Annotated in this window: 12 protein-coding genes; 5 read left to right on the top strand and 7 right to left on the bottom strand. The window is 49.3% G+C overall.

The window, feature by feature from the left end:
• The 3 genes from Q0277_RS02745 to gatC all read right to left on the bottom strand — a co-directional run.
• Positions 1–316 (bottom strand): CvpA family protein (locus Q0277_RS02745; RefSeq protein ID WP_297995338.1); only part of this gene is annotated, 316 nt, incomplete at its 3' end.
• Positions 316–1398, bottom strand: coding sequence for a type IV pilus twitching motility protein PilT (locus Q0277_RS02740; RefSeq protein ID WP_005871218.1), 1083 nt, complete (start codon positions 1396–1398; stop codon positions 316–318). The genes Q0277_RS02745 and Q0277_RS02740, both read right to left, overlap by 1 nt.
• A 10-nt stretch (positions 1399–1408) precedes the next feature.
• On the bottom strand, positions 1409–1696 hold the full coding sequence (gatC, locus tag Q0277_RS02735; RefSeq protein WP_297995335.1) for an Asp-tRNA(Asn)/Glu-tRNA(Gln) amidotransferase subunit GatC: 288 nt from the start codon (positions 1694–1696) through the stop codon (positions 1409–1411).
• 116 nt (positions 1697–1812) lie between these two features.
• Between gatC and Q0277_RS02730 the strand changes: the two genes are divergently transcribed.
• From Q0277_RS02730 to hisG, 5 genes are read left to right on the top strand one after another with little or no spacing between them, the layout of a single operon-like run.
• Positions 1813–2364, top strand: coding sequence for a hypothetical protein (locus Q0277_RS02730; protein ID WP_297995333.1), 552 nt, complete (start codon positions 1813–1815; stop codon positions 2362–2364).
• The gene (locus tag Q0277_RS02725) at positions 2364–3377 is read left to right on the top strand and encodes an L-seryl-tRNA selenium transferase (protein ID WP_297995330.1); all 1014 of its coding nucleotides are present in this window, start codon (positions 2364–2366) and stop codon (positions 3375–3377) included. The genes Q0277_RS02730 and Q0277_RS02725 overlap by 1 nt, the downstream gene beginning before the upstream one ends.
• Positions 3364–3699 carry a hypothetical protein gene (locus tag Q0277_RS02720; protein ID WP_297879852.1) on the top strand — a complete coding sequence of 112 codons (336 nt, stop codon included), beginning with the start codon at positions 3364–3366 and terminating at the stop codon, positions 3697–3699. The genes Q0277_RS02725 and Q0277_RS02720 overlap by 14 nt, the downstream gene beginning before the upstream one ends.
• Positions 3686–4306, top strand: a complete 621-nt coding sequence (locus tag Q0277_RS02715) for a type III pantothenate kinase (RefSeq protein WP_297995327.1) — start codon at positions 3686–3688, stop codon at positions 4304–4306. The genes Q0277_RS02720 and Q0277_RS02715 overlap by 14 nt, the downstream gene beginning before the upstream one ends.
• Complete coding sequence (hisG, locus tag Q0277_RS02710; protein WP_297995325.1) at positions 4303–4914, top strand: ATP phosphoribosyltransferase; 612 nt, start codon at positions 4303–4305, stop codon at positions 4912–4914. The genes Q0277_RS02715 and hisG overlap by 4 nt, the downstream gene beginning before the upstream one ends.
• Positions 4915–5276: 362 nt before the next feature.
• On the opposite strand, the gene Q0277_RS02705 is transcribed toward hisG, so the two are convergent.
• The 4 genes from Q0277_RS02705 to Q0277_RS02690 form a co-directional block, all read right to left on the bottom strand.
• Entirely contained in the window at positions 5277–5834 is a 558-nt protein-coding gene (locus Q0277_RS02705) for a histidine phosphatase family protein (protein WP_297995322.1), read from the bottom strand.
• A gap of 168 nt (positions 5835–6002) precedes the next feature.
• Positions 6003–6635, bottom strand: a complete 633-nt coding sequence (locus Q0277_RS02700) for a tetratricopeptide repeat protein (protein WP_297995319.1) — start codon at positions 6633–6635, stop codon at positions 6003–6005.
• 57 nt (positions 6636–6692) lie between these two features.
• Positions 6693–9332: a hypothetical protein gene (locus Q0277_RS02695; protein ID WP_297995316.1), complete on the bottom strand. Its 2640-nt coding sequence runs from the start codon at positions 9330–9332 to the stop codon at positions 6693–6695.
• A 1286-nt stretch (positions 9333–10618) separates the two neighbouring features.
• On the bottom strand, positions 10619–11128 hold the full coding sequence (locus tag Q0277_RS02690) for a glutathione peroxidase (protein ID WP_366517317.1): 510 nt from the start codon (positions 11126–11128) through the stop codon (positions 10619–10621).
• Between the last annotated feature and the right edge of the window lie 67 nt (positions 11129–11195).

Below are 11195 nucleotides of genomic sequence, written 5' to 3'. Positions count from 1 at the left end.
CGCTCCATTTAAAGAATTTTGAAATAATTTCGCCTATAATCAAACACGAGATCCATACGCCAAAAAGCACAGCGATAAAGCCGATGAGAACCTGCGTTGTATCGCCTGAAAGCACGCCGTTTGCATTCTGTAAAGCTGGAATTTTTGCTGCAATCCACTCGCCCGCCATAGTTTTATAACGCATCGCGGCAAAAAGACCACCGATGAGACCCAAAATTCCAAAAATTTCTTTTACGATGCCATTAGTGATACCGCGTAGTCCGAAGAGCACTACGAGTACCAAACAGCCGACATCGAACCAATTAATACCTTCCATCAAGCACCCACCACGCCTATTAACTCTTGCAGGTTAGTCGAGTATCTAAACGCCGTGTCTTTTGAAATTTGATTTGCACGGATCGCTTTAACCATCGCTTGAGTTTGAGTTATCATACCAGTAGATTGCTGATTTAGCTGCATTTGAGAGTAAATTTGATGCACCTTGTTTTCGCGGATTAGATTCGCTACGGCATTGTTATTTAGCAAAATTTCATGGATCGCGATACGTCCGCCGCCAAGCTTTGGCAAAAGTGATTGCGAAATGACCGCGGTAAGTGACACGGAGAGCATATTTCGCACTTGGAGCTGCTCGCCGCCATCAAAGCTATCGATAATACGGTTGATCGTTTGCATCGCGGAGTTGGTGTGTAGCGTACCAAATACCAAGTGACCGGTCTCAGCCGCGGTAATGGCGATCGAGATAGTCTCTCTATCACGCATCTCGCCCACAAGGATAATGTCCGGGTCCTCACGCAAGGCAAATTTTAACGCATTAGCGTAGGAATGGGTATCGGTGCCAATATTTCTGTGAGAAAAAAGCGCTTTTTTATTGGTATGGACGAACTCGACCGGATCTTCAACAGTAATGATGTGCTTGCGCTCTTTTTCGTTGATTTCGTTTAGCATCGCGGCAAGAGTAGTTGATTTACCGCTACCAGTAGGCCCGGTAACCAAAATCATACCTTTTTCGTGCTTGACTACCTCTTTAAAAATCGTAGGGGCTTTTAAATCGTCCAGGCTAGGAATATCGATAGGAATAATACGAAATGCGGCAGCCAAATCACCGTTCATAGTGTAGTAGTAGTTACCACGGAAGCGTCCGATATTAGGAAGCTCGATCGCAAAGTCGAGCTCTTTATTTTCCTCGAGTGCACTTTTTTGGGCATCGGTAATGAGCGCGTAGCAGATATACTCGATATCCGTGCCCTTAAGCGGATCCATGGCAAGTGGGCGCAATGTTCCGTCGATACGTATTTGAGGCGCCGAGCGCGAAACTAAGTGAAGGTCGCTCGCTTTGTTAAAAACGACGGTTTTTAGTAGGGTTTCGATATCTACTAAATTTCTTTGAACTTCTTCCATAAAATTCCTTTCAATCTATGATTTTCGGTACTACGAAGTAGCCGCCTTCGGACTGCGGAGCATGCTTTAAGACGCTTTCTGCGACGTCGCTTTTGCGTGGAATATCTTTGCGAAACGGAGTACCGCCTTTTAGCGTAGTGATGGCCGCCTCGCCGCTTTGTAAATCCAGTTCATTTAGAATTTCTACAAAATCTACAATATTATTTAATTGACCTTTAAATTCTTCTCGCTTAGCATCTGGAATTTTAAGAGCGGATAGCTTTTCCAGCTTACTTAGCAAGGCATCGTCTATTATCATAACTTTCCTTTTTCTGATAAATGCGACATTATATCATAAAAATTCTTTATCTTAGGCGGTATTTAAAATTTTTTATGCTACAATTACGCCGATTTTCTCAAACAAAGGACTGAATTTTGGCTTTAAAAGACGACATCGAAGGCGTGAAAAAAGAGATCGGCACAGAAGAGCAGTTTCTAGAAAGCGTCATAAAAAGTGAAATTTTCGTAAAAAAATACAAAAAGCCGCTGATATTTTTGGCCGCGGTTTTGATCGTAGCGTTTATCGGATATTACGCAAATGAATTTCTAAGCGATCGCCGCATAGCAAGTGCTAATGCGATCTATGACGAGCTGCTTAACAAGCGCGATGACGCTAAGCTAGCCGAGCTTAAGCAAAAAGATATAAATCTATACGCTCTTTATATTTTGCAAAACGGCTCTACAGACGAGCGAGCGGCGCTAGAAAATACCCAAGGCATCGATGTTGTGCTAAAAGAGATAATAAATCTACAAAACGGCAAACAAGGCGGAGTGCTACTCGCCGATTACGATTCTTTGCTCAAAGGCTACGACCTACTAAAAGAGGGCAAAATCGAGCAAGCTCACGCAGAGCTAGATAAAATTCCACTCAACTCACCCGTTCGTCAAATCGCACTTGCTTTGAAACACTATGGAGGCAATAAATAATGAAAAAAACACTAATATTTACGCTTTTACTATCGTTTTTATTTTTAGGCTGCTCGACGAAGCGCCAGTATTTCGAACCTAGCGACGAAAACATCACAGGTGATATGAAATTTAACGGCTCACTGCCATCAGAAATCGTAGCGGTTAGTAAAGATGGCGCTACGCTAAAAGACGGCGAAGTCATCTCTAAAAACGGCTTTGTGAAAAATTTCAAAGTCTTAAAAAGTGAGAAATTTTTAGGTGAATATGATGGAAATTTCGTCGTAACTGACATCAATGGCACGCTTAAAGTGGTTAGTGGCACAGGCGCCGTAAAATTTGAAAAAGCCCTCGGCAGACAAGCGCTAAGTGCAAATATACGCGGCGATGATTTGGCTTTAGTGATGAGCGATGATTCGATTATGCTTATCAAGCTAAGCTCGGGCGCAGTGGTACTCGATCATAAAGTAGGCGATGCATTCGCAATCGATTCGCGCGTGGCGTCACCGCTATTTATCAACCAACTTATCGCTTATCCTGCGTTAGACGGACTAGTCAGCATCGCAGAAAACGTAGGCGGGCGCTCGGCACGCGATTTCGTCGTAAGCAACCAGCCGTTTTTTAACAACATTATCGCCTTAGAAAATAAGGGCGACAACCTTTATGCCGTAACTGCCACTAGGCTAATGCTGGTAAGTCCTACGGGCAATAAAAACCATAACGTAGACATCAAAGACGTGATTTTTAGCGGTGATAGAATTTATCTTTTCTTAAAAGACGGCAGAGTCGAGCTACTAGATCGCGGGCTAAATTTGATCAAATCGCGTAAATTTACCTTCGCACAGTTTAGCGGCGCGCTACTTAGCGGCGGCTATTTGTATATCATCGAGCGCAACGGCTACGTCATCCGTGTAAATGAAAATTTAGAGGGACAAGCGATCTACGAGCTAAATGGCGAACTCGAGGATAAGTCCTTTATCGCGGGCACGTCCTTTTACTACGACGATAAAATTTTAAATTTTGATGCTAGATAAAATTTCAAAACTCTGCGTTCGCGAAGGGCTCCTGCTTCAAAAATTTCAAACGCTAGATATCGCGAGCTTCACGCGCTCGCGATCATACGGCGCGTATTTTGGCGTGGATCTGAAAAGCTACAACGTCCTTTTGTTTATGCGCGACGCAAAATCTCGCTTTGTAATGCGCGATGCGGAATTTCTACTCTCGCTCGCAAGCGACATTAGCGCAAGCCTAGGCAAGGTCGTGAAAAAGCGCGTGCTGTTTTACAACTCGCAGATGTGCTCTAAAAGCGCGAAATTTTTAAAAGAAAACGGATTTAGCCTCTATGCTTTTGTGTGACGTAGGAAATTCCAGGGTTAAATTTTATAAAGGCGGCGTAACGCAAAGTATGCCCGTAGCGGAGTTTATGCGGTACGAGCCGAAGGAGCGAATTTTTTTCATTAGCGTGAACGAAAGCGTGAAAAAAAAGCTGAAAAACCCTCTATTTGTCGATCTGGCGCCGCACTTTGAACTAAAAACCGCCTACCGCGGGCTCGGGATCGACCGCATAGCGGCGTGCTCCGCGGTAGCGACGGGCATCGTCGTCGATGCGGGCAGCGCGATCACCGTGGATTTGATGTTTAAAAGCTCACACCTAGGCGGATTTATAATGCCAGGTATCGGCACGCTTTTAAAGTCGTTCGCGAGCATTGCACCCGTGCTGGACGTGACGCTTTCAACCAATATCGATCTGGACCCGCTACCGCAAAAGACCGTAAGTGCCGTAAACTACGGGATTTTAAAGCCTATCGTGCTTACGATCGAAAACATCGCGGGCAATAATAAAATTTACTTCACTGGCGGCGACGGAGCCTATCTGATGCGGTATTTTCGCAACTCGATCTATGAAAAGGATCTGATCTTTAAATCAATGGTAAGCCTGATCGCAAAAAAGGGGCTCGCATGATAACCATAGCGCTTCCCAAAGGCCGCATAGCCGACGACACGCTCAAAATTTTCAAAACCATCTTCGGGCTTGATTTCGCCTTTGAGGATCGCAAACTCATAATGCAAGAGGGCGATTTTAAATTCCTCTACGTCCGCAACCAAGATATCCCTACTTACGTTATGGGCGGTGCGGCGGATATCGGCGTAGTGGGGCTTGACGTGCTTGAGGAGCACCGCCCGGACGTACTTACGCTGCTCGATCTTAAAATCGGAAAATGCCGTGTCTGCGTGGGCGTGCATGCGGGCACCCGGCTAAACTACGGCGCTCCGAGCCTAAAAATCGCTACGAAAATGCCCAACATCACGCGCGAATACTTCGCCTCCAAGGCCGTCGCCGTAAATATCATCAAACTCTACGGCTCGATCGAGTTAGCCCCGCTCATAGGGCTTGCCGACGCTATCGTCGATGTCGTGGAGACAGGCGCTACGATGAAGCAAAACGGGCTGCAGCCCGCAGAAACCATAATGCAAAGCTCCGCGCACCTCATCGCCAACAAAAACAGTTTCGTGCTAAAACGCGATGAAATTTTAAACCTGCGAGATAAACTAGCCCGCGCGATCGCCTAACGCTCGCTTGCCCGCCGCACGGTATTTGCGACCGGCGCGGCGCACTTCCGTAAATCATCATTGCTCGTCTCGGCGATGTCGTTTAAAAACCGCCGCTACGGATAGAATTTTGCGGCGGCAATCGTGCTTCTTAAATTTAAACCAGATTGGAAATTTGATTTATCAAGAAGCGGAGGCACTTTACCTAGCCATACAGCGTAAAATTTTAAAATTCTGTCGCTACAAATTTTAAAATTTAGCCTAAATTACAGCTCGCGAAATTTCAAAATACAAAACTCCACGGCGCAGAATTTCAAAATTCTAAAATCCCGCTTCACAATTTCACTCCGTAAAATTTCAAAATTTTGCGCAGAGCGGTATCTTTACGCAGCGTGCTGCCAAATTTCTAAGCAGAAGCAGCTTTCGCAAAAGCGGTATATCAAGCGGTAACCTGCCCGCCGCGCGCTATGGCGTATTACGCGCAGCACGAAGCCGTGCGCGATCACCGCCGTGTCCGTCTCTAGCAAAGACGGCACCAGATCAAGCGCGCGCCGCCGTTCCTCTTTCGCGCTTGCGCCGCTAGGGTTCATGCCGCACAGCCACAGCAGGCGCGAGAGCACGAGCCAGCAATCAAACGGCATTTTTATTAGCGGCATGGGGAATATTCGTAGATTAAACTCGCGCAAAGCCTCTAGGTACTCTATACTCCGCTGCGGGAATAGCTTTTGCGCCGTAAGTGCGGCGCGCGGCAGCGGCGAGGAATATACTCGGCTTATACGGGCAAGCTTTTCGTATGCGGCGCTGCTTTTAAATTTATCGGTTTGCCACAAAGCTAAGCTTTGCGTAGTGTCATACAGGATCGCGCGCCGTGCCGCTTCTGCGGCGTCGCACACGCCGCGATCGATCAGCGGCGTAACGTGGCGGATCAGCGCTAGCGTCATTATATTGCCTCCTAAAATACGAGCCCGCTAAGAGCTTGCGTCGTTATGTTTCCGCTCCTACAGGATACTTGATGTTTAGATTTGCGCTATTTATGCGAAATCGCTATGGTTCTTGCACTGTAGCCACGGCTAGCGCGAGAGTCTGCTTCAAAGCATAGATTTTCGCGGCTATTTAAGCCTTTCGTAGCTTTCGCATGAGCTTTTCCATATCTGCTCATGCTCCGCTACCGAGCTCATAAATCTATCCTTGCTGCCCAGCTCGCAGGCCTTTTTGTAGTACTGCGCGGCTTTTGCATTATCTGCGCCCTCGTAAAGACGCGCTAAATTTAAGCACGCAGCCCAGCTATCCGCGATATCCATATCGCAACCGCGCATATAGTAACCTACGCCCTTTATAGCGTCTTTGCGCACGCCTCTGCCTCTGATATACGCAGAGCCTGCGTTACTGCAGCCTATCGCGTGCCCGTCATCGCAGGCTTTGTCAAACAACTCCGCCGCCTTCGCCTCATCGCGCGGCATCCCCTCTCCGCTTTGATACAAAATGCCTAAATTTACGCATGACTCCGCATCGCCGCCTTTGCAAGCTTTGACGTATAATGGCGCAGCCTTTAGCAGATCTTGCGGCACGCCCCAGCCATAATTATAAATCTGCGCCAAGGCCCCGCACAACTTCATATCGCCCTTATCGCAGGATTTCGTAGCCCTGCTTATATCGTCTGCAGTGATTTCAAAATTTTCGGCTAGCGCGAAATTTGCAGCAAGCGTCGCGATAAGCGCTAGAATTAAAATTTTATTTTTCATTTTCATCCTTTTTGGTTTTTTAAGATCGCCTGCCAAGCCTAAGGCGCGGATTTACCGTTAAGGCGCAGTTTGATCGCTAGAGTTCGGGTTCGTTCTCGCCTGCTCTTTGCTTTTTAGAGCCTCGTAAATTTCATCGACGCCGCTTAAATTTTGATCCAAAACCTCCCTCGCCTTTTTTAACGTGCGTGCGCCAAAAATTCCATCCTGCTTCACTCCGATGTTTTTTTGGATATATAAAATTTTATCCTTTTGCATCGCAGCGGAATCCTTAGTCGCCCCGGAAGCGGAATTTAAAGCAGGGCTTTTAGAGCCGCTAGAGCTTGCACTCGTAGAATTTTCGTCTACAGAATTTACGCCATCACTCGCAGAAGCGGAATTTTCGTCCTCAAAAAATGCAGGCATCCACCCTCGCAGCAGCCCTGCCGCGCCGGTTTTCGGTGTGTAGCCCGTATTTGCCGCACCTCCGTAGATTGTGCTAACCAAAACGGCGCAGAGCAGAGCTTTGCAAAAGCGAGCAAACGCCGCGCCGCCTCTGCCGCAGCGATATTCTCGCGGAATTTTACGAGCTTTTACGGCACACTGCACTGCGCTTGCCAGCCACAGCGCCACACCGCCTAACAGCCCCGCAGTAGCGATTGCCACGCCACATGCAAGTGCCCAAAAATAATGCTCCGCAAAGATCATCTCGAAGCAGCCCTCGCACGCCAGCGCAGCCGCTGCGATGAGCGCGCCTCCGCCTATGCACCACACCGCGCGGTCATATCGCGGACTTAGCACGCCAAGCGCCCCAGCCATCGCGCTGCCCAAATCACGAGCGCATTGCTGCGAAATAAAGCCCTCGCAAACGCGCATAATCGCTGCGGCAAAACTCTGCGCGCAATCCTCGCGCAAAGAACGAGGGAAAAATAATTTCTTTAATCGTGCAAAGGGCGAAATTTTAGAATTTGACGCGGCAGGGCTTTGCGTATTCGCGCGATTTTTAAATTTTGCAGCGGCTAGATTTTCGGAATTTATTGCGGCGGAGTTTATGGAATTTGTGGAATTTGTGGAATTTTCAGCACCTAAGACACTTAAATCTCGGTAATCTCGCTCGCCGCGTAATTCGTAAAGACCCTCCGCAGTGCGATCAGAAGTGTCACTTAAGCCTTCTTGCGAGCTGGCAAAATTAGATCCATTCTGCGCGCGAGCTTCGCTGTTTTGCTGCCTAGCATCAAAATCGCCAGCAGAATTCTCTCCGCTTCCCGAAAGATCTGCCCCGGCAAATTTTATGCCGCCGCCCACTCCACCTGCGAACCTACCTTGCTCTCCGCGCAACCCCAGGCGATTATCTTCCGCGCCCATAGAATTTGCCGAAGCGCTAGCAAATTTCGTACCCGCAAATTTTACGCTCGCGCCGCCCTTGAGATTTTCTTTGCGCGAAGCGTCTTTTGCAAGGCTCAAAGCGTCGCGATCAGCCGCGCTGCGGGCAAAATTTGCAAAGTTAAAATGTCCATCCGCGCCGCGCAACTGCTCGAGATTTAGCGTCTCGCCGCGCAGCTTAGCGCTAGCTAGACGCATCGCCACATCCAGTGCAGGCTTTGCGCGAAATAGCGCAAAAAGGCTTTGCGCATCGTCCCGCCCTAGCCTAGCGGATGCGCTGCGCACCGCCGCAAGCTCCGGCGCAAAAACTTCGTCCAAAAAATTAGGTCTTACGAATGTCACGCCGCCGAAGCACGCCGCATCGTAAGCCTTGCCGCAAACGGCAAAACTCAAGCGCAAAAACTCCTCCTCCGCGCTAAATACCGCTTCGCAGCCACCTTGCACCACTCGCAGCGAGCTTAGACGAAACAAAAGTCTGCGCGCCGCAAAACCTACGCCCTTGCTGCATAAAAACTCCAGCAGCTCGCGCCCAAAAACCTGCGAGCTAGCGCCTATGCTGACGCTCGGGCGGGCATAAACGGATATTTTGCCGGTGCGAGTGAAATACCCGCGCCCATCGCAGTGCTCGCAGCGAAAATCACCCGCACCGCCGCACTTTTCGCAGCGTAATCTGCCTGTGCCGCCGCAAGCGGGACAAATGCGTGAGCCGCTACCGCCGCAGCTAGCGCAGGGTATGAAGCGATAGCCCATAGAATTTGACGCAGAGCCTGCAGAATCGCCTCCAGAAAGACCGCGCGCATGAGCGTCCGTAGAGCTTAAAGCCGCGCGGCTATAGCCACCGGTGCCCTTGCAATCGGGGCAGATCAAGCGTCCGCGCCCGCCGCAGTTAGCGCACGGCGCCTTGCCTGCGCCTTCGCAGGCTTTGCAGCGCCTCCTGCCCGATCCGCTGCAATGCTCGCAACGCAGCTGAACGCTAAAGGGCTTAAAATCGTAAAATTTTATGATTTGATCCGCATTTGTAGCGGCTTTTTGGGGATCTGCACGCAGGCGTAGCATAAAGGCCTCGCTTAGCTCTGCATCAGTGCTTGCCGCATGCAGACATTCGCGTGCGTGAGCTTCGAACTGCGCGACGTCAGCGAAATGCAGCTGAGCGCGCTCGCCGCCGCTTATCTGCGAGACGCTAAACTTGCCGGCGAAGTCGTAACGCACGCCAAGTCGCACGCTAAATCCGTAGAACTCGCGATCAAGCTCGCGCAGATCGGCGCCGCCGCTACGCGCTAAAGCTTTGAGTCTAGCAACAAACGCCTCTGCAAGCTCCTCTTTATCCAGCTTGTCCATGATCGCTCCTTTCTTGCAGGCACGCCACAAAGCCGCGCCGCATAAATTTTAAAATTCCTTTATTAAAATCCCGCAAATTTTGTATTTCATACAATTATACCGCGAAAGGGAATTTTAAAATTCCAAAATCTCACGCAGGATGGAATTTAGCGCCATTGCGCGCCGTAAAATCTCGCTGCAAATCAAAACTCTAAAATAGAGCTAGACGCGAAATCTCGCACTGCGACGGCGACACGCGTAACTGATCGCAACAAATACGGCGCGAACGGATCGCAAAACGGAGCCGCCAGGCATACGGCGCCCGAGCGATAGCAGCGGGCATGCAAGACTTTAATTCCGCAGCAGCACATAATTTGGCTCGCGATGATGCACGACACAGCATAACGCACAGCAAATTTCGCGGCCGCGTGAAATTTTAAATTTCACAGCTAGCTCGTGCGTACGACATGCAATTTAAAATTTCACGACAACTATGGCGCGGCGTGCAACGACCTAAAATTCTGCGATAAGCGGCACGCAAATTTCAATCCCGCGCGACAATCAGGCAACGGGCGCGTGTAGTGCAATTTAATTTACGAGCATGCAGCGACATATAGTCGTCGCGCGAATTCAGTTCGCAGCGAGCAGCACGAAATTTCATACCGCGACGCAGCGGCTCGTAAAATTTAGCTCGCCTGCCGCACAGCTATAGCCGCCTGCGCCTTTACAAGCAGAGCAGATCAGACATCCGCGCCCACTGCAGGCGCTGCACGGCGGTGCGTTAAATTTAATTTGGGCGCCGCAAACCTCCGCCAACATGACTAATCCACACGAGCGTAAAATTTAGCTTGCAATGCCGCATAATTTAACTCACGGCGGCGTATGTCGCGGCGCAAGCGCGAATTTTAGCTCGTGCGGCGATCTGCTGCGCGACCGACGGATTAATTTGACGGTGCGCTCGACATGAAATTTAGAATCTCGTAGTGACACATGACACTGTGCGCGGCCGCGTGAAATTTTAAATTTTACGGCGAGCTCGCGCGTTATGAAATTTTAAATCTTGCCGCGAGTGAGCTCGCAAGCTCGCGGACGGCTCGGTTTAAGATCTTGCGCCCGGTTTTTTCGCGGAACTTTGCGAGCGAAATTTCAAATGCTAAACCTGCACGGGTTTCGCGCCGAATTTCTGCGTAGATCTTGCGCGAAATTTAATGAAATTTCGCGGGTCGAGATCGACGCGCTAAAATCCGACTAATCCGACTAATCCGACTAATCCGACTAATCTAAGCCCTCTGATAATCCAACGCCCCTTATTTTTCTGCCAAAACCTTGGCCACCTCTTCTTCGAGATAGGCCATTGTGTCTTTGGGTTCTACGCGTTTCACCACCTTTCCGTTGCGGTCGACGATGAACTTGGTGAAGTTCCATTGAATGTCGTACTCCACATTTATGGGCACATCCTTTGGCAAACGCTCAAAATCGGCGCGCTGTGTGGAGTCGCTCATCAAGTAACCAAAGAATGGTTGCTGGCGTTTGAGGTAACGATAAAGCGGAATGGCCTGCTTGCCATTCACGTCAACCTTGGCAAATTGCGGGAAAGTTACGCCGTAATTAGCCTCGCAAAACTGGCGTATCTCTTTGTTCGTGCCAGGCGCTTGCCCTTTAAACTGGTTGCAAGGAAAGCCTAAAACCACCAACCCTTTATCGCGATACTTTTCGTAAAGCTCTTGCAAGGGTTTGTATTGAGGCGTTAGTCCGCACTGCGTGGCCGTGTTAACGATGAGCAACACCTTACCACGATACTTTGATAACGACACCATTCGGCCGTTTTCATCCTTTACCTTAAAGCCATAAACGTTCTTTTGCGCCATGCCCGAGAAGACAAAA

Source organism: uncultured Campylobacter sp. (genome assembly GCF_938030815.1).
In the GTDB taxonomy this organism is placed as follows: Bacteria; Campylobacterota; Campylobacteria; order Campylobacterales; family Campylobacteraceae; genus Campylobacter_B.
Note: the sequence above shows the minus strand (reverse complement) of the source record. Positions and strands in the feature narration are given on the sequence as shown.

What these genes read in the sequence shown, in the direction of transcription:
- Q0277_RS02740 (WP_005871218.1), bottom strand. Translation starts at nt 1,398, where the DNA reads ATGGAAGAAGTTCAAAGAAATTTAGTAGATATCGAAACCCTACTAAAA.
- gatC (WP_297995335.1), bottom strand. Translation starts at nt 1,696, where the DNA reads ATGATAATAGACGATGCCTTGCTAAGTAAGCTGGAAAAGCTATCCGCT.
- Q0277_RS02725 (WP_297995330.1), top strand. Translation starts at nt 2,364, where the DNA reads ATGAAAAAAACACTAATATTTACGCTTTTACTATCGTTTTTATTTTTA.
- Q0277_RS02715 (WP_297995327.1), top strand. Translation starts at nt 3,686, where the DNA reads ATGCTTTTGTGTGACGTAGGAAATTCCAGGGTTAAATTTTATAAAGGC.
- hisG (WP_297995325.1), top strand. Translation starts at nt 4,303, where the DNA reads ATGATAACCATAGCGCTTCCCAAAGGCCGCATAGCCGACGACACGCTC.
- Q0277_RS02705 (WP_297995322.1), bottom strand. Translation starts at nt 5,834, where the DNA reads ATGACGCTAGCGCTGATCCGCCACGTTACGCCGCTGATCGATCGCGGC.
- Q0277_RS02700 (WP_297995319.1), bottom strand. Translation starts at nt 6,635, where the DNA reads ATGAAAAATAAAATTTTAATTCTAGCGCTTATCGCGACGCTTGCTGCA.
- Q0277_RS02695 (WP_297995316.1), bottom strand. Translation starts at nt 9,332, where the DNA reads ATGGACAAGCTGGATAAAGAGGAGCTTGCAGAGGCGTTTGTTGCTAGA.
- Q0277_RS02690 (WP_366517317.1), bottom strand. Translation starts at nt 11,128, where the DNA reads ATGGTGTCGTTATCAAAGTATCGTGGTAAGGTGTTGCTCATCGTTAAC.